The sequence below is a fragment of the Mesorhizobium sp. W067 genome, assembly GCF_054719525.1.
The window spans coordinates 3,205,212-3,222,805 of record NZ_JBTTII010000001.1 but is presented as its reverse complement, the minus strand read 5'-3'; the positions used below and the strand labels follow the sequence as shown (position 1 = coordinate 3,222,805).

19 protein-coding genes are annotated in these 17,594 nt (G+C 63.6%); 9 read left to right on the top strand and 10 right to left on the bottom strand.

Features of this window, described 5'->3' with window-relative positions; genetic code table 11:
• The first annotated feature begins 56 nt into the window (after positions 1-56).
• A complete protein-coding gene (locus tag ACYG97_RS15690) occupies positions 57-662 on the top strand; it encodes an NADPH-dependent FMN reductase (protein ID WP_023671992.1) in 606 nt (201 codons plus the stop codon).
• 165 nt (positions 663-827) lie between these two features.
• Here the strand turns inward: ACYG97_RS15690 and ACYG97_RS15685 are convergent, their stop codons facing one another.
• Entirely contained in the window at positions 828-2,123 is a 1,296-nt protein-coding gene (locus ACYG97_RS15685; protein WP_023733329.1) for a glucoamylase family protein, read from the bottom strand.
• Positions 2,124-2,381: 258 nt separating this feature from the next.
• On the opposite strand from ACYG97_RS15685, the gene ACYG97_RS15680 reads away from it, so the two are divergent.
• Positions 2,382-3,260, top strand: coding sequence for a DMT family transporter (locus ACYG97_RS15680; protein ID WP_050588054.1), 879 nt, complete (start codon positions 2,382-2,384; stop codon positions 3,258-3,260).
• 28 nt (positions 3,261-3,288) lie between these two features.
• On the opposite strand, the gene ACYG97_RS15675 is transcribed toward ACYG97_RS15680, so the two are convergent.
• A complete protein-coding gene (locus tag ACYG97_RS15675; protein WP_023733328.1) occupies positions 3,289-4,599 on the bottom strand; it encodes a hemolysin family protein in 1,311 nt (436 codons plus the stop codon).
• Positions 4,600-4,669: 70 nt separating this feature from the next.
• On the bottom strand, positions 4,670-5,377 hold the full coding sequence (locus ACYG97_RS15670; protein WP_023728212.1) for an LssY C-terminal domain-containing protein: 708 nt from the start codon (positions 5,375-5,377) through the stop codon (positions 4,670-4,672).
• A 112-nt stretch (positions 5,378-5,489) separates the two neighbouring features.
• Between ACYG97_RS15670 and ACYG97_RS15665 the strand changes: the two genes are divergently transcribed.
• The gene (locus ACYG97_RS15665) at positions 5,490-6,209 is read left to right on the top strand and encodes a gamma-glutamylcyclotransferase (protein WP_023705875.1); all 720 of its coding nucleotides are present in this window, start codon (positions 5,490-5,492) and stop codon (positions 6,207-6,209) included.
• Positions 6,210-6,229: 20 nt separating this feature from the next.
• Here the strand turns inward: ACYG97_RS15665 and ACYG97_RS15660 are convergent, their stop codons facing one another.
• From ACYG97_RS15660 to ACYG97_RS15650, 3 genes are all read right to left on the bottom strand, one after another.
• Positions 6,230-7,021 (bottom strand): extensin-like domain-containing protein, encoded by a 792-nt coding sequence (locus ACYG97_RS15660; RefSeq protein ID WP_023733327.1) that lies wholly within the window; start codon positions 7,019-7,021, stop codon positions 6,230-6,232.
• Positions 7,022-7,138: 117 nt separating this feature from the next.
• Positions 7,139-7,726 (bottom strand): extensin-like domain-containing protein, encoded by a 588-nt coding sequence (locus ACYG97_RS15655; protein ID WP_460221596.1) that lies wholly within the window; start codon positions 7,724-7,726, stop codon positions 7,139-7,141.
• Between the two features lie 687 nt (positions 7,727-8,413).
• Positions 8,414-8,839 (bottom strand): DUF3775 domain-containing protein, encoded by a 426-nt coding sequence (locus ACYG97_RS15650; RefSeq protein ID WP_023683751.1) that lies wholly within the window; start codon positions 8,837-8,839, stop codon positions 8,414-8,416.
• Positions 8,840-9,085: 246 nt separating this feature from the next.
• On the opposite strand from ACYG97_RS15650, the gene ACYG97_RS15645 reads away from it, so the two are divergent.
• Positions 9,086-9,622 (top strand): tetratricopeptide repeat protein, encoded by a 537-nt coding sequence (locus ACYG97_RS15645; protein WP_023733325.1) that lies wholly within the window; start codon positions 9,086-9,088, stop codon positions 9,620-9,622.
• Between the two features lie 287 nt (positions 9,623-9,909).
• The gene (greA, locus tag ACYG97_RS15640) at positions 9,910-10,383 is read left to right on the top strand and encodes a transcription elongation factor GreA (protein ID WP_023671981.1); all 474 of its coding nucleotides are present in this window, start codon (positions 9,910-9,912) and stop codon (positions 10,381-10,383) included.
• 24 nt (positions 10,384-10,407) lie between these two features.
• Here the strand turns inward: greA and waaC are convergent, their stop codons facing one another.
• From waaC to rfaD, 3 genes are read right to left on the bottom strand one after another with little or no spacing between them, the layout of a single operon-like run.
• Positions 10,408-11,382, bottom strand: coding sequence for a lipopolysaccharide heptosyltransferase I (gene waaC, locus ACYG97_RS15635; protein ID WP_023733324.1), 975 nt, complete (start codon positions 11,380-11,382; stop codon positions 10,408-10,410).
• On the bottom strand, positions 11,379-12,386 hold the full coding sequence (gene waaF, locus ACYG97_RS15630; RefSeq protein ID WP_023733323.1) for a lipopolysaccharide heptosyltransferase II: 1,008 nt from the start codon (positions 12,384-12,386) through the stop codon (positions 11,379-11,381). The genes waaC and waaF overlap by 4 nt, the downstream gene beginning before the upstream one ends.
• Positions 12,359-13,309 carry an ADP-glyceromanno-heptose 6-epimerase gene (rfaD, locus tag ACYG97_RS15625; RefSeq protein ID WP_023691545.1) on the bottom strand — a complete coding sequence of 317 codons (951 nt, stop codon included), beginning with the start codon at positions 13,307-13,309 and terminating at the stop codon, positions 12,359-12,361. The genes waaF and rfaD overlap by 28 nt, the downstream gene beginning before the upstream one ends.
• 134 nt (positions 13,310-13,443) lie before the next feature.
• Between rfaD and ACYG97_RS15620 the strand changes: the two genes are divergently transcribed.
• The 4 genes from ACYG97_RS15620 to ACYG97_RS15605 all read left to right on the top strand — a co-directional run bounded on the left by ACYG97_RS15620 (position 13,444) and on the right by ACYG97_RS15605 (position 16,915).
• The gene (locus ACYG97_RS15620; protein ID WP_023733322.1) at positions 13,444-14,076 is read left to right on the top strand and encodes a LysE family translocator; all 633 of its coding nucleotides are present in this window, start codon (positions 13,444-13,446) and stop codon (positions 14,074-14,076) included.
• 124 nt (positions 14,077-14,200) lie between these two features.
• A complete protein-coding gene (gene rfaE1 / locus ACYG97_RS15615; RefSeq protein WP_023733321.1) occupies positions 14,201-15,694 on the top strand; it encodes a D-glycero-beta-D-manno-heptose-7-phosphate kinase in 1,494 nt (497 codons plus the stop codon).
• A gap of 8 nt (positions 15,695-15,702) precedes the next feature.
• Positions 15,703-16,275, top strand: coding sequence for a D-sedoheptulose-7-phosphate isomerase (locus tag ACYG97_RS15610; protein WP_023701614.1), 573 nt, complete (start codon positions 15,703-15,705; stop codon positions 16,273-16,275).
• Positions 16,268-16,915, top strand: coding sequence for a D-glycero-alpha-D-manno-heptose-1,7-bisphosphate 7-phosphatase (locus tag ACYG97_RS15605; RefSeq protein WP_023733320.1), 648 nt, complete (start codon positions 16,268-16,270; stop codon positions 16,913-16,915). The genes ACYG97_RS15610 and ACYG97_RS15605 overlap by 8 nt, the downstream gene beginning before the upstream one ends.
• 5 nt (positions 16,916-16,920) lie before the next feature.
• Here ACYG97_RS15605 and ACYG97_RS15600 read toward each other — a convergent pair whose 3' ends face one another.
• Positions 16,921-17,400: an Lrp/AsnC family transcriptional regulator gene (locus ACYG97_RS15600; RefSeq protein ID WP_023733319.1), complete on the bottom strand. Its 480-nt coding sequence runs from the start codon at positions 17,398-17,400 to the stop codon at positions 16,921-16,923.
• Between the last annotated feature and the right edge of the window lie 194 nt (positions 17,401-17,594).

Sequence of the window (17,594 nt, the reverse complement as noted above, 5' to 3'; positions counted from 1 at the left end):
TCTCATATAGCGCCGGTATCCAAACGATACCAGCTTTTGCATATATGGAGAGCCCCATGTCCAAGCCCAAAATCGCCATCGTCGTCGGTTCGACACGCGCCGCGCGTTTCGCCGATGTGCCCGCCCAGTGGATCGCCAAGATCGCGAAATCCCATGCCGACATCGACGTCGAGACCGTCGACCTGCGCGACTGGCCGCTGCCCTTCTTCGACGAGGTCGCCTCGTCCGCCTGGGCGCCGTCGCAGAACGAAGTTGCCCAGCGCTGGCAAAAGAAGGTCGCCGAATTCGACGGCTTCATCTTCACCGCCGCCGAATACAACCATGGCCCGACGGCCGTGCTGAAGAACGCCATCGATTACGCCGCCAATGAATGGAACAAGAAGCCGGCCGGTTTCGTCGGCTATGGCAGCGTCGGCGGCTCGCGCGCTGTCGAACATTTGCGTCTTGCCGCGGTCGAATTGCAGATGGCGCCGGTCAAATCCGCCGTTCACATTGCCTGGAGCGATTTCCTGGCGGTGCGCCAGGGCGAGAAGAAGCTCGAGGAGATCGAGCATCTGAACCAGGCTGCCACGGCGCTGGTCAACGACGTTGCCTGGTGGGCCCGCGTGCTCAAGGCAGCGCGTCAGGCCGACGCGATTGCCGGCGAAGCCCAGGCGGCCTGAGCCTTATCCTCCCAAGGACCGATGATTTTTCCAAAGGGCGGCGTTTGCGCCGCCCTTTTTCATTCACGTGAAGAGGCGCTCTCGGCTCCCTTGGCCGGATGGTGGAGTCGGACCGGCAAGGTCGCGCTGATGCCTTGACGATCCCGCGCGAAGGATCGCCGCCTGTCACAGCCAACCGCCGGAAAACCCGGCCCGGCGCAGTCCTGTGGTGATGGCCGGCACGCGGCGCATCAATCGCCACAGGAAGTCGGACCGGTAGTTCTCGATCATCAGGGCGATCGGCCCCTGGTTGATGCCGACATGGTCCGGCGATACCCAACCGCAGGCGCGGCCGTCGTCGGCAGCGATCGTCGGGTTGAAGCTCGCGGTGAAGCCGTAAGGGTTGCCGTCGCGCAGGTCCATCTCGTGGAAATGGCGCAGCGCCGGCAGCACGATTTCCGGCGCAAAAGGCAAGGAGGCGATTGCCGCCCATGGCGACAGCGTGCCGTCATCGGGGCCAAACGGTGCGCCGCGGGCGAGATAACCGAAGAAGCGGCGTCCATCGGCTCGCCGCGCGATCGGACCTGGGCCGTCGCTGGCGGTGACGCCCCAGCAATTCTCGCCATAGCCCGCGAACCCCCTCGGATTGCGGATTGCGTAATCGCGCTGCAGATAAGTCGCCTGGCGGCTGTTTTCGAAATAGTCCCGGTCGTGATCGCGCATGAAGGCATCGCGGATGTCGCGAAAATCGATCCAGATATGCGAGAACTGGTGGATGAAAAGCGGGCCGGCATAGACCACCTCGCGGCCGTAGATGGTCTTCCATTTGTAAGTGGACAGCCAGGCCGCGTAGCTCTCGGGAGTTAGCGAGTGGGTCGGCGAACCGAGACCCAGGACGTACAGGATCAGCGCCTCGTCAAATCCTTCCCAGCGGTAGCGGAGAAAGCCTTTTCCAGGCCGCCAGCCATGGGTGACGGTGGCGCCGCCGTTCTGCGCCCAGCGCCAGTCGGCACGGCGGTAGAGCGCATCGGCAAGCTGGCGGATTTCCAGTTCGAGCTCATCGTCCTCGTCGAAATAAGCGCCGGCGGCCAGAACACCGGCAAGCAAAAGGGCGGTATCGATCGTGGACAGTTCGCAATTCCAGACGCGGCGGCCGGTCTTCATGTCGAGGAAATGATAGTAGAAACCTTTGTAGCCGGTGGCATCGGGCTCCGGCCCGTGCGGGGCGTTCCAGAAGAAGCGAAGCGTGGCGAGCGTCCGCTCGATTGCGGCATCGCGCGTCATGAAACCGCGCTCGACACCGACGGGATAGGACGACAAAGCGAGCCCGACGGCGGCTATGCTGGCAGGCGACGCCTGCGTGTTGCGGTCGGCGACTAGGCCGTTGGCAGGGTTGGCCTCGTTGAGAAAATACTCGAAGGACAGGCGCTGGATATCTTGGAGAAGCTCGTCGTTTAGCGCGTGTTCGTTCGATGCATCCATGACAATCGATATAGAGGCTTTGGCTGCTTTTGCCATTCGTCCAGCGGATCAATCATGGGTGAGGGCAGGCTGGGGCCGATAGCGAAAGGCGCTGCCGACGCACCGAATTCAAATCGAGGGGCTGCGAAGATCGGTTGGACCGCCATATGCACGGCCCTGCCATCTGGCCTGGCCGTCCTCCCCTGATATATCCGGCTGCGATCCATCACATGAGCATGCCCCGTGAAGTTACCCAGCCCGTCAGGCGTCGTTTCCCCCATGACCCCGGTGCTGGTCTGTGCACTTGCGATCTTCCTTCTGTCCGCCATGGATGCGGCGATGAAAATCCTGGTGATCGCCGTCGGTGTCTACAACACGGTGCTGTGGCGAAGCATGCTTGCGAGCGTGGTCGCGGGCACGGCCTGGGCGGCGGGGCCGCGTTCCCTTCCCACGCCTTCCGTGCTGCGGCTACACGCGCTGCGCGCCGTGGTCGTGGGCATCGTTCTGCTGTCGTTCTTCTGGGGCCTTGCCAGATTGCCGCTGGCGGATGGGATCGGGCTTAGTTTCGTCGCGCCGCTGTTCGCTCTCCTGCTGGCGGCGCTGCTTTTGGGCGAACGCATACAGCGCCAGGCGATCTGGGCGTCGCTGGCGGGCATCGCCGGCGTCGTCATCATCATGGCCGGACAGTTCGGGCAAGGGAATTATACCGGGGATGCCCTGCTTGGCACGGTGGCGGTGCTCGCATCGACGGTGTTCTACGCCTACAATCTGATCCTCTCGCGGCGGCAGGCGCTGGTGGCCAAGCCAGTCGAGATCATGCTGTTCCAGAACCTGTGCGTTGCCGCCGTCCTTCTCCCCGCCGCTCCCTGGCTCGCGGTTGCCCTGCCGGGCAATCTCTGGCTTCCGCTGGCCGGGGTGACGGCGCTGTCGCTCTCCGGCCAGTTCCTGATGAGCTGGTCCTACGCGCGGGCCGAAGCGCAATATCTGATCCCGACGGAGTATTCTGCCTTCATCTGGGCGATCGTGTTTGGCTGGCTGTTCTTCGACGAGGCGGCGACCTGGACCACGCTGGCTGGAGCGGCCCTGATCGTGGCCAGTTGCCTGATCGCCTCGCGCTCCAATCCGAAGCTTGCCGAACCGATCGAAGCCGCGGTCTGAGGGCGCTATTCGCTTTGACGGCAGAGCGTCAACGCACCACTTCGCGATGGCCGCTGGGCAGCCGGGTGGCGATCAGCTTGTCGATGCGGCGGCCATCGAGGTCGACGACCTCGAAACGCCAGCCTTGCGCGTCGACGCATTCGCCGGTCGCCGGCAGATGGTGCATGTGCGACAGCACATAACCGGCGACGGTCTCGTAGTCGCGGTTTTCCGGCAGGTCGATACCGAGAACGTCAGCCATCTCGTCGGCTTGCATGTATCCCGCGAGTAGCCATGAGCCGTCCTCGCGCTTGACGGCGTTTTCCTCGTCGCCGGCATCAAGGTCGGCGCGGAAGACGCCGGTGATGGCCTCGAGAATGTCGGCAGGTGTGACGATCCCTTCGAAATGGCCGTATTCGTCATGCACCAGCGCCATCGGCACGTCGGATTCCTTCAGCTTCTGCAGCACATCCAGCGCGTCGGCCTGATCGTAGACGATGGGGGCGGCGCGCACATGCTTGCGCGGATCGAGTGCGCGGCCGGCGAGCAGGGCGGCCAGCACGTCGCGCGTCTGAACAACGCCAACCATGACATCGACGCCGCCATCGCCGGCCGGGAGGCGCGAATGCTGGGTCTCCATCAAGAGCTTGCGGATGGCGCCCTCATCGGACTGCAAATTGATCCAGTCGACCTCGGTGCGCGGCGTCATCACGGCGCGCACGGCGCGATCGCCGAGCCGCATGACACCGGCGATCATGCGCCGCTCGTCGGATTCGATGGTGCCGTGATGCTCGGCCTCGGCGACCAGCATCTTGATCTCTTCGTCGGTGACCTTCTCCTCGCTCTCGCCGCGCTGGCCGAGCAACCACAATATGGCGCGGCCGGAAATGTCGAGCAGGAAGACCAGCGGCGCCGAGACGGTTGCGAGGATGGTCATCGCAGGCGCCGCCCGGGCTGCAACACGCTCGGGATCGCGCAGCGCGATCTGCTTGGGCACCAGCTCGCCGACGATCAGCGAGAAATAGGTGATGATCGCAACGACAATGCCGACGCCGAGCGGGTCGGCGATGTTTTCGCGGATGCCGGTCGAGGCCAGGTACACCGAAAGCCTGTCGCCCAGCGTGGCGCCGGAGAAGGCGCCCGACAGCACGCCGACCAGAGTGATGCCGATCTGCACCGACGACAGGAATTTGCCGGGATTGGAGCCGAGCGTCAGCGCACGCCCGGCGCCATTGACGCCGCGGTCGATCATCGCCTTGAGCCGCGCCGGGCGCGACGACACGATGGCGAGCTCGGACATCGACAGAAGGCCGTTCACACAGATGAGGACGACCACGGTGGCGATTTCGACGTATAGCATCAGGGCTCAATAGCATTGCGGCGGGCCGCAGGAAAATAGTCCGCGATGATTTTTGGGAAATGACGGTGGTTCAGGGGAATTGCCTGAGCACCCCGACAACAGCCTTGCCGTCGGTGAAATAGGGATCGCCGCCGCCGTTGCGTCCGGTCCTGGTGGCGCCGATGCCCGGGATGTCGCTCGCCGAGGTCACCATGCCGGCCGCCGACAGGTCGTGGATCACGAGATCGCGCTCGGCGTCGATGTCAGGGGCGATATGGTGGGTGATGGCGCCGGTATCGTGGCTGAGACCAACGCCGCGGTCGAAGCTGGCCGAGCCCATCCAGAGCGTTCGGCCGTCGTCGCCGGTCGCATCGCTGCGCCAGAAGCGGACATGATGGCGCCGGTCGGCGCTGCCGCCGACCGGCTTTTCGAAGGCGAGATCCTGGGCGCGGCCTTCGAACAGCAGCCGGCTGACCGGGGCGTCAGGATAGGGATGGTCGAACAGCACGCTCTCACCGATTTCGATCGCGGTCTTCAGCGTCACGCCATCGGCCGTATCCCATCCGGCCATGGCGAAGGCATGGACCATCTCTTTTTCGGTACCGACAAGGCCGATATTGATCGGGTCGCCCGGAATGCCTTGCGGCGTGTGTGTCACCATCTCGAAAGTCTGCGTGCGAAAGCCGCGGTCGCGAACCGTCCAGAATTCCGGCGCAGCGACATAGGCGAGGGCCAGCCAGACCGCCAGAAGAGCGGCGAGCCAGGTCAATGCGCGTCGTTGCAGGCTCCGTCGGCTCATGAAAGCGGCTCGATCCGTGCGGTATCTGTGCCTGACGGGCCCTGGAAATCAATGGCCAGCGGCGAGCAGCCGTTCTATCGTCGGCCATCGTTTTTGCGGGGGGTGAGCAGGAATGGATAAGAAGCCGGTGGGTCGCAGCTCGATGGCATTGACCGCGGACCTTGTCGCAAGGGTCGAGCGTGTCGAACCGGATCCGGGTCCCGAGCCCGGAACAACCGAGCATACAGACGCGGAGTTCGATAGTCTTGTCGAGCAACTTCTGTCGGAGCATCGGCCTGAAGCGCTATGGGTCTTTGCCTACGGGTCGCTGATCTGGAACCCCGAATTTGCCCATGTCGAGCAGCGCCCGGCCACGGCGCCAGGATGGCACCGCTCGTTCTGCCTGACGCTGACCCGTTGGCGCGGAACCCGTGATTTGCCGGCGCTGATGCTGGCGCTCGATCGAGGCGGCAGCTGCAACGGCATCGTCTATCGGCTGCCCGCGGAAGACCATGTCGGGCAACTTGGCCAGTTGATGCGCCGCGAGATCGATGCCAATCCGCCGACTAACGTGCCATGCTGGATCAAGGTCAAGACCAAGGATGGGCCGTTGCGGGCCTTGGCTTTCGTCGCCGCGCCAGACGGCAGGGCCTATGCCGGCCGGCTGCCATTGGAGCAGGTTGCCGACACGCTGGCGCGGGCTGCCGGGCATTGGGGCTCGTCGGCTCAATACCTGTTCCGAACCGTCAGCAAGTTGGAAGAGAGCGGTATCCGCGACAGGAACCTTTGGCGCATCCAGGATCTGGTGGCCCAGCAAATCATCGCTTCCACCAGGAACGCCAATCCCGACTGATTTCTGAACGGTGAAACGCCTTAGCGGCAGGCGCGGTAGCCGCTTTTGCGGTTCTTGATGTCGAAATGGAAATGGTTGCGGTGATCGTAATTGTAGCCGGGACCGAGCACGGTGGTGAAATACTGGCAGCCGTCGGCACGCACATTGTTGAGGAAGCCGCGGGTGCGGAAGGCAAACAGGCCGGGCTTGCGCACGTCGATGTCGTCGCCGTTGTTGAGCTCGATGCTCATGACGTCGAGGGCGTTGCCCTTGCCGTGCTCGGACAGGACACCTTCGCCGGCGATGTTGCGGCAGGAATAGCTCGAGCCCTGGTGGATGGTCTTGACGCCCGAGAAATAGCGCCAGCGGGCGGAGGGAACCAGTTCGTTGCTGGTCCAGGCGGCGAAACTTGCGGCCATGTCGCAGGTCAATGTTGCGGCGGGCTTCATCTGGATGCCGCCGATGGCGGAGACCTTGACCGGCCAGTCTATGCCGCACTGTCCCTCATGGATCGGCTGGACATCGGTGTAGACGACGCGAAGGCGCTTCAACTCGCCACGGCAATCGGTTTCGCTGGCCGGCATCTGCTGCGGCTCCGACTCCGACATCGGCTCGTCCATGCGCGGATAGGCGGCAGTCATATAGGGATTGGACGGGACGAGCTTCTGCATGCCTTCATATTGCGGCACGGCCGCGGTCTGCGAGCCGACATCGACGGCCGGCTGCAGCGACAGCACGCTGCCAGTGTTGCAAGCCGAAACGGCAGCCAGCGCAAGACCGGCGGCCAGTATCGCTGCGCTTTTTGCCTTCGCGGCGCGAAATATTGCGGCCATGGGCGGAATCCTGTCCTTGATCGGTGGGATTTTAACGATCAAGGGTAAAGGAAAACTCAGCGTCCGCGTTCATGCCTGCGGCCGAAATGCGGCAGGCCGACGATCACTGAAGGGCCATCACTGGCAGAAAGTGCCACCATTCCGGCGCGGTTCGAGATCGAGATGGAAATGCAGGGAATGGTCCGGGTCCGCGCCCGGCCCAAGCACGGTCTTGAACGGTCCGCAGGCGGCCTTGCGCACCGCATTGAGGAATTTGCCGTCCTTCTCGGGCGGCGTTGGACCGACTTCGACCTTTCTGCCATCCGACAACGTGAAGCTGGCAATATCGAGCGCGTTGCCGAAGGCATGTTCCGACAGATGGCGCGTGCCGTTGCGCGGCCGGCAAACAAAGGCCGATGCCTGGTTGATCGATTTCAGGTCGGCTCCGAACTCGGCTTTCGCCGCCGGCTGTATGATTTCGGCGGCAAAGCGGGCTGCCGCCTCGGCCATCGGGCAGTTGAGTTCGGTCGCGGGGCCGATGGCGATGGATTTTCCGAGCGACTTCAGCACCAGGGGATAGGGAATCGAGCAGCCGATGTCGGGATTGCTTTCCGCCTTATGCTCCTCGAATTCGACACCAAGGGCCGTCAGCCGCTCGCGACAGGCGACTTCCGCCGCCGGCATTTTTGCATCGGGCAAATCGGCCGAGCGCGGATCAGGCAGCATCCTCTTGTCGCCGGCATCGGGTTTTTCAGGTGGCTGCGGAGCAACGGCCGGCGGCTGAGCTTCAGGTTCCGGAGTGTCTGGCTTTTGTGTCGGAATCGGCACCGCGGCCGGCGGCTCGGGCTCGCTTTGCTTATCGGTCGACGGCTTCGGGGCTGACGGTCCGGGCCGCGCCTGCTTTCTAACACGGGACTTTTCTTCGTTGAATCGATCGTCATTGGACCGGTTGGGCGCGCCAAGGGGGTTCGGACCTTCGGCCTTTTGCTTTTCGATCGGTGCCGCGCCGGTCTTCGGCGCCTCTGAAGGACGCGCCTCGGGCAGCGGGACAACGCGCGAGGGCTGCACCGGAACATCGGCGGGCGAGGGCTCTTTATCCGGGGTCTTTTGTTCCACCTGCTTTGGCGTGATGTGCCGCTGTGGCCTGGGCTTCTGGCGGTGTTTGCTGCGCGGCTTAGGATGCGAGTCGACCCGCGGTGAAAACAGCTGCTCCAACCGCTGTGACAGCGGCGTGTAATGCTTTTTGCGCTGTTTGGCGTCAGCTTGCGTCAGCAGGGGCGCCAGCAGCAGAGCCGTGACGACCATGACCAGTGCAACCCTGCATGTTCGGGAAAGTACAACAGACCCCATCGTCCTCAACGGCGCGAGCGCCCGGAGGTTGCCTGCGGCCCATCACGAACGGTAACCACGCCGTTACGCGCCAATCGCTTCCAGCCCTTCTTCCAGCCAGTCGGCCAAAAGCGGCATGCCGAGCAGGTATTTCGCCGTGCGCTTGTTGGCGCGGTCGCGCGCGGCGGCAACCGCATCGGACCATTCCGCAGCGTCATAGTCGCCGCGGCCGACCCAGGCCAGCGCGATCAACTCGGCCGCTTCGTCGACGTTGAGGTCGTTGATCAGCTCGCGCAGCTCTTCCTCCGTTAGGTCTTCCGCGCTTTCCTCCGCCAGACCGTCATGGTGGTGATTGGCATGTGATTCACCATCGAGCTCGACCTCATGCTCGGCACCGTCGGCATAGTCTTCGTTGACGGCAGCACTCAGTCCCTTTGCCTTGAGAATGAACAGGCGCACGGTGTCCGGGCCGATAGATAGCTCCCATTCCCGCTCACGACGCTGTTGCACTCTCGGGGCACCCCCGCTGATCTTCCCGAATGATAGCTGATTTGCAGCGCGCGTCACGTCATGTTCTGATCCCTGGCTCCCGCCTTGACGGAATTCAGGTTAGGCACGGCCGCACAAATAGTTTCGGCGGCTGCGGGTTTCCGGGATGAAAAGTCTGCATCCCGGCGTTAGCTTTTCATTATCGTCATTTTCCCTCAAGATCGTCATTTTCCCTCAAGATCGTCATTATCCCTCAAGGAGGCTTCGATGCATAAAAGAGTGTTGATCCAGGCGGCTGCGGCGGTTGTCGCGCTGCAGTTCTTTGCGGTTCCGGTGTTTGCGGCCGGCGGCGGTGGCGGTGGTACCGAGACCACCACCCAGTGCAAGAAGGGGCAGGTCTGGGACAAGAAAAAGCAGAAATGCGTCGCGCCGAAGTACGGCATGCTGGACGACGACAACATCTATGATGCTGGTCACGACCTGGCCATGGCCGGGCGTTATGATGAGGCGATCGCCGTACTCAGCCTTGCCGCCAACAAGCAGGATCCGCGCATCCTCAACTATCTCGGCTATTCGCATCGCCATTCCGGCCGTGTCACCGTCGGCCTCGGCTATTACGAGGAAGCGCTGCGCATCAACCCGGATTACACGCTGGTGCGCGAATATCTCGGCGAGGCCCATCTGCAGATCGGCGACCTGGCCGGCGCCCAGGAGCAGCTGGCCGAGATCGAGAAGCGGACCGGCAAAGGTTCCCGCGAATACGGCATGCTGGCCGAACAGATCTACCATTTCATGAGAAGCTGACCCCACCCCAACGGCTTCTCTGGGCCGGCTGCGAGCAATCGCAGCCGGTTTTTGTTGTCGCAACTGCAACACGCTGCACATGCCGTGACGGCAATTGCGCAAGTCGGCTCATGATTTTTCAAAGAGCCTGCTTTTTCAGCGTGAAAAACGCGCGAGGATCGCTATATTGGGGAAAATTGCGGTGAAACGGTTCCGTTAGCCCGAGGCTGCCGGACCCGTTTTCTTTTTATACCATCGACAAGGCTTTCCCCGAAATGCGGGGGTGGCGGCAGGAAAGGTCAGGCATCATGAACAAGGTCCCGATGACAGGCGAGGGGTTCGCGTCATTGAAGGAAGAGCTGCGTTGGCGCCAGCAGGAGGAGCGGCCGCGCATCATCGAGGCGATCTCCGAAGCGCGCTCGCATGGCGACCTGTCCGAAAATGCCGAATATCATGCCGCCAAAGAGGCGCAGAGCCTCAATGAGGGCCGTGTCAACGAACTGGAAGACTATATTGCTCGGGCCGAGGTAATCGACGTCACCAAGCTTAGCGGCGACAAGGTCAAGTTCGGCGCCACGGTGGTGCTGGTCGACGAGGACACCGAGGAAAAGAAGACCTACCAGATTGTCGGCGACCAGGAAGCGGACGTGAAATCGGGCCGTATCTCGATCTCATCGCCGATCGCGCGCGCGCTGATCGGCAAGGAAGTCGGCGACGCCATCGAGGTCAACGCGCCTGGCGGCGCCAGGGGTTATGAGATCGTCCAGGTGCAATTTATCTAGCACCTCAGATACTTCTGAAAGGCTCTAAGCTGGTGCTCGTGATTTGAGCGCCAGTTGCTTCTTAGCTTCCGCCACCACCTTCGCCGGCGTTAGGCGCTCCCCCGATGCGGCCAGCAGCGTTGAGGCATATTGCCCGCGCGGGCCGGTCAAACCCGGCTCGGTCGCCAGGAACACCGCGACCGTCGGCAGGCCGAAGGCGCTGGCGAGGTGGGTCAGACCGGTGTCGGCGCCGATAACCAGCGTCGAGCGGCCAAGGATCGCGGCAATGTCTGCCAGCGGCGATCTCGGCACCACGATCGTTGACGGCACGGCTTTCGCGATTGCCTCGGCGACCGCCTTCTCACGCTCGTTCGACCAGGTGGTGACCGGCGTCATTCCGGTACCAACCAGCAGGCGAGCGGTTTCGATCCAGTCTTCGGCGGGCCATTTCTTGTCTTCGCGGCTGGTGCCGTGCAGCAGGAAGGCCGTCTTGCCGTCGATGCCGGCCAGGCGGCCCGGAGGCGGCACAATCCCGGATGCCAGGGTCGAAAGGTCGGGCTCGTAGCCGAGCGCCAGCCCGAACAGCCGGCGCGTGCGTTCGATGGCGTGCAGGTTGCGCGGCACGGCGTATTTGCGCTGGTAAAACAACGTTGCCAAGGGCTCCCGCGCGCTCGCGCGGTCGAAACCTGCGATTGGTGCCGCTGCCTGTTTCGCCACCAGGGCCGATTTCAGCAGCCCCTGAGCATCGATGACGAGGTCGTACTCGCCTGCTTGCAGAGCGCGGCGCAAGCTTGTCGCCTCCCGCCATGTGCGGGCGTTGAGCAGATGCTTGCGCCAGCGCCGGATGGCGACGGTATGGATCTTTGCTATCGCCGGATGCAGCGCGACGATGGCGGCAAAGGCTTCTTCGACGCACCAGTCGAAGGCGATATCGGGGCGCTTGCGGCGTGCATCTTCGACGGCGGGGAAGGTGTGGGTGACGTCGCCCATCGAGGAGGTCTTGACGATCAAAACCTTCATGCGGCGGCCGGGAGTTCCAGCAACCTGTCCGCCGCCGCTGCCACTTGGGCAACGTCCAGCGTCTTCAGGCAGTTGAGGTGGCCGAGCGGGCAGATCTTCCGGTGGCAGGGCGAACAGGACAGATGCAACCAGATCAGTTCGCGCTGTTCAGCCAACGGCGGCGTGTTTTCCGGCGAGGTCGAACCGTAGACGGCAACGACCGGTGTGCCGACGGCGGCCGCGACATGCATCAGCCCGCTGTCGTTGGACACCGCCAGCCTGGCCGCGGCGATCAGGTCGATGGCGTCCTCCAGCCGCGTCTTTCCTGCCAGATCGACGACACCGGGCGCGAGTGCTGCGATCTCGGCGGTGACGTCGCGATCGTTCTTCGAGCCGAACAACGCGACCTCGAATCCTTTCGCCATCATCTCTCCGGCGAGGCCGGCATAGCTTTCGCTAGGCCAGCGTTTGGCCGGACCGAATTCGGCGCCGGGCATCATGGCGGCGAATTTTCCCGGCTGCAGGTCGAAGCGGGCGAGCAACTCTTTCTGATTGCCGCCATCGACGGTCAGGTGCGGCGCCCGGAAATGGCCACCCTGGGCAAGACCGAAATAGGCCTGCGCGGTGCGCCGTTTGACGGCATCGGGCAGCGGCACGATGTCGGTCAGCAGGCCGTAGCGCATTTCCCGGAGATTGCCGAAACGGCGCGGAATGCGGGCAAAGAACGGGATCAGCGCCGATTTCCAACTGCCCGGCAGGACGTAGGCCATGTCGTAGCGGCCGCGCAGCAGGCGGCCGAAGCGGCGGCGAATGATGAATTCGAGCGCGCCGGGTTGCAGCGGGAAATCGATCTGCTGGCGAATCTCGGGCATGCGCTTGACCAGCGGGGCCGCCCAGGCCGGGGCAAGCACGTCGATGGCGGCGTTGGGATGGAGCTCCTTCAACGCCGAGAACAGGCACTGAGCCATGACCATATCGCCCACCCAGCGTGGGCCGATCACGAGGATCGTTGGGCTTTCAGCCATTCGACATAGTCTCTGACGCCGGTTTCCACGCTGCGGAATTGCCCATTATAGCCGGCTGCGCGCAAGCGGGACATATCAGCCTGGGTAAAACTCTGGTAGCTGCCCTTGAGGTGATCGGGGAATTCGATGAACTCGATCTCGCCCTTGCCCAGCGTATCGATCACGGTCTCGGCAATGGCGCGGAACGGCTGGGCGCGGCCGGTGCCGCAGTTGAAGATGCCGCTCGAGCCGCGCTTCCACAGCCACAGATTGACGTCGGCGACATCGCCGACATGAATGAAGTCGCGGCTCTGTTCGCCAGGCCCGAAGCCGTCATGGGCGCCGAACAGCTTTGGGTTTTCGCCGCGCCCGACCTGGTTGAACAGATGGAAGGCGACCGAGGCCATGGCGCCCTTGTGCGCCTCGCGCGGGCCATAGACGTTGAAGTAGCGCAAGCCGGCGACCTGCGAATGATCGGTGTCGAACACAGTGCGCCTGACATAGTCGTCGAATAGTTTCTTCGAATAGGCGTAGACGTTGAGCGGCCGCTCAAGTGCGGGGTCCTCGCGAAACTCCGAACCGCCGCCGTAGACGGAAGCCGAGGAGGCATAGAGGAACGGTATGCGCAGCGAAAGACAGCCATGCAGCAAGCGCTTTGAGAAGGCGTAGTTCACGTCCATCATGAACTTGCCGTTCCATTCCGTGGTGGTCGAGCAGGCGCCCTGGTGGAAGACGGCCTCGACGCGGCCTAGGTCGCCAGCTTCCAAGGTGGCCAAGAATTCGTCCTTGTCGAGATAGTCGGCTATCTGCAAATCGGCCAGGTTGGCGATCTTGTGGCCGTCGGTGAGGTCGTCGACGACGAGGATGTCATCATGGCCTTCGGCATTGAGTGCGGCGACGATGTTGGAGCCGATCATGCCGGCCCCGCCCGTGACGATGATCATGAATGCCTCTGGTTGCTTGCGATTCCGGTCCTTATAAGGGAGGCCAAGCGTACTGTCGATGAAGCACCACGACGCCACAGTGAGACCGCGAAGCGGCCCGCTTTATTCGAGGCCCGCAAGCTAGGGGACAAAAAATGCCGTCGACCGAACTGCTCATTGCGTTTTTCGCCACCACGGCGATCTTTGCCTATATTCCAGGACCGGCGATGCTCTATGCCGCCGCGCAGACCATGGCGCGCGGGCGCTGGTCGGGGCTGACGGCGGCACTTGGCATCCATCTTGGCGGTTATTTCCATGTCTTTGCGGCTGCCGCCGGGCTGTCGGTGCTCTTCCATGCGGTGCCGCCGCTCTACATGGCGGTCAAGCTCATTGGCGCGCTCTATCTGATCTGGCTTGGCGTGTCCTTGTTCCGCAAGCGCGGGGGCGGTGACACGGCGCTGCCGGCGATCGAGCGCAAATCGGCGCGCCGGGCATTTTTCGAGAGCATCACCGTCGAAGTGCTCAATCCGAAGACGGCGATCTTCTTCATGGCGTTCCTGCCACAGTTCATCGATGCCTCGGCGGGGTTCCCGGTGTGGCTGCAATTCGTGGTGCTGGGCACCATCGTCAATTTAATGTTCTCTTCGGCAGATATTGTCTGCGTGTTGCTGGCAGGCATGGTGATCGCCCGGCTGAAGCGCTCCAGCCGTGCGCAGCGCATCATGCAGCGGGCGGGCGGGGCGGTGCTGGTCGGACTGGGCGTCCACGTCGCGTTGCAGAAGAGCTGACGGCCGCCCTGACGTTGCGCTGCGCGGATTTGCGGTATATCGGCTCCGCCATGAACGATCCGGCCCGTAAATTGACAATTTTCAGCGTGATTGAGGTCGGCCTTTCCCTCGCATTGCCAGTGACATGATCAAGCACAATCCGCCTTCGCCCGAACCTTTGCACCGCGCCATTGCCCGCTTTGGCGACGTTGCCGTGCTGGTGGTCGGCGACTTCATCCTCGACCGTTTCGTCAACGGCGTCATCGAGCGCATCTCGCCGGAAGCGCCGATCCCGGTGCTGCACGGGCGCGGCGAGACCTCGACGATGGGCGGCGCAGGCAACGTTGTCGCCAACATCGTCTCGCTGGGTGCCAGCGCTATTCCCATATCGGTGATCGGCACCGATGTGGCCGGCGACAATCTGGTGCGCATGCTGCGCGAACTCGGCGCCGATACGGCTGATATGGCGCAGGAGCGCGGTCGCATGACGTCGTCGAAGAGCCGCTTCAGCGCGCTCAATCAGCAGGTGCTGCGCTTCGATGAGGAAGAGATCAAGCCGCTCGACGACAAGGGACGGGCGGACCTGGTCCGGCATTTTTGCGCCGCACTCACGCGCGCCGACATCGTCATTCTGTCCGACTATGGCAAGGGCATCTTGCTCGACGGCGTCGCCGCCGACCTGATCGCCATCTGCCGCGAGGCGGGAAAACCGGTGCTGGTCGATCCCAAGGGCCGCGACTATGCGCGCTATGCCGGCGCGACCGCCATCACGCCCAACCGCAAGGAGCTTGGCGAAGCTGTCGGTCGCCCGGTTTTCGCCGACGACGAGATCGTCGCGGCGGCACGCCAGCTGATTTCGGCACATGGCTTCGACTTCGTCGTCGCCACCCGCAGCGAAAAGGGCATGAGCGTCGTCGGCGCGGATGAGGCGCGCCACATCGCCACCCAGGCGCGCGAAGTGTTCGACGTTTCGGGCGCCGGCGATACGGTAATCGCGAGCTTCGCGCTGGCTCTGGCCGCGGGCGCCGATCGCGTCATGGCCGCCTCCATCGCCAATGCCGCCGGCGGTGTGGTGGTGGGCAAACGCGGCACCGCGCGGCTGACCGTGGAGGAACTCACCGGCGCGCTGTTCCGCTCGCACGGCCCCACCGCCCACAAGGACGCCATCCTCGATGCCGCATCGGCCGCGCGCATGGTGGCGGCGTGGAAGGACGAGGGCCTGAGCGTCGGCTTCACCAATGGCTGCTTCGATATATTGCATGCCGGCCATGTCAGTCTTCTCCACGCGGCGCGCAGCCAGTGCGACCGGCTGGTGCTCGGCCTCAACAGCGATGCCTCGGTGCGTCGGTTGAAAGGCGCCGGGCGCCCGGTCAACGATCAGCATGATCGTGCCTGCGTGCTCGCCGCCCTGGCCTCGGTCGATGCGGTCGTGGTGTTCGAAGAGGATACGCCGCTGGCGCTGATCGAGGCGCTTCTGCCCGACATTCTGGTCAAGGGCGCCGACTACACGGTCGAAACCGTTGTGGGCGCCGATGTGGTGCAGAAGGCGGGCGGGCGCGTCGTCCTGGTCGACCTTGTCGCCGGCAAGAGCACCACCGGCACGATCGGCAAATTGCGCGCCGGCGGCGGTACCAACTGAGGGATTTCATGTCCGGACTGAATGACTATCTGGTCCGCTCGGCGGCCGCGATCACCGCGACAGTCGAGCGTGACCTGACCGCCGAGATGGAACGTGCTGTGAGTGCGGTCGTCGCCGCGCTTTCCTCGGGCAAGGCGCTGCTGGTCTGCGGCAATGGCGGCTCGGCCAGCGACGCCATCCACATTGCCACCGAACTGGTCGGCCGCTTCCTTAAGGAGCGCAAGGCCTACAATGTGATTGCGCTGCCGGCCAACGCGGGCATGCTGACCGCCTGGGGCAATGACTATGGCTTCGACACCGTGTTTTCGCGACAGGTCGAAGCGCATGGCGCGGCCGGCGGCGTGCTTCTGGCGATCTCGACCAGCGGCAATTCGCCGAGCATTCTGGCTGCCGCCGAACAGGCGCGCATGATGGGCATGACGGTGGTCAGCCTCACCGGCGACGGCGGCGGCAAACTCAAGCCGCTCACCGACATCCTGCTCAACGTGCCCTCGACCTCGACGCCGATCATCCAGCAGGGACATCTCTGCCTCTACCACTATCTCTGCGAGGTGGTGGAAGACCGTCTGTCGAATGGCTGACACCGGGGCCTACGGCCCATACCCGCTGGCTGAACCCGGCCTGTGGGTCGAGCGGGTGGGTTTGCAGTCCTTTCTCGCTGGGACGCCGGCGCTGTTCTTCGACCGCGACGGCACCATCAATGTCGATACGGGTTATCCCGACGATCCCGCCAAAATGGTGCTGCGCGACGGCATCGTGCCGGTCATCGCGGCGGCCAACCGGGGCAACATCCCGGTGGTCATCGTCACCAACCAGTCCGGCATCGCGCGCGGCTATTTCGGCTGGAAGGAATTTGCCGCAGTCAACGGCCGGGTTCTCAAGCTGCTTGCCGCCGGCGATGCCTTCGTCGACATGGTTCTGGCCTGCGCCTACCACGAGGCGGGCAGCGGGCCACTGGCGGTCGCCGACCATCCAATGCGCAAGCCCAATCCGGGCATGCTGCTACAGGCCCGGCAGCGCCTCGGCCTCGATCTCAAGCGCTCGCTGATAGTCGGCGACAAGGCCGCGGATATGCAGGCCGGACAACGTGCCGGCCTGCCGCGCGGCTGGCTGGTGGATGGCGAGGGAAGTAATGAGCCGGGCTTCGAGGTTCTGCCGCTGCGCAACCCCGATGATCTGGTAGGGCTTTTGGGGGCTATCGAGTCGCTCGCCCGAATCTAGGACGATCATGGGGCGTTGAACGCAACCAGCCCCTCATCCTTGACGCGGCGGATGGTCAGCGCGGTGCGCACCGTGTCGACATTGGGGGCCGAGGCCAGTTCTTCAATGACGAAGGTCTGGAACGTGCCGAGATCGCTCGCCACGCAATGCAGCAGGAAGTCGGATTCGCCCGAGACCATCCAGGCGTCGCGCACGATCGGCCAGCCGCGAGTGCGCTCGGCGAAAGCTTTGAGCTCCGCGTCGGCTTGGTGATGCAGGCCGATCAGGCAGAAGGCGACGACATCCATGCCGAGCGCCGGCGCGTTGAGCAAGGCGCGATAGCCTCTGATGACGCCGGTTTCCTCCAGCCGCCGGACACGGCGCAGGCAGGGCGGGGCGGAAATGCCGACACGGCTCGACAGTTCGACATTGGTCATGCGCCCGTCGGCCTGAAGCTCGCGCAGAATCTTCCAGTCGATGGCGTCGAGGTCGGCTTTCAGGGGCATGGCGGTCTCGGCTTAGCGCAAGAATCTTTCGCGCTCTCGTCCTTAAACGACTTTTGTGTCGATGCCAGCCCTTTGGTCGGGCGATTTCGCAACCGTAACGAAAGCGGCCATTGCGCGAATAAGCCTGTAGGCCCCGAAGCTTTCCGGGGACGACGGCCTGATCGTCTTGCTGGTGTGGTTGGCAACCCTTACAT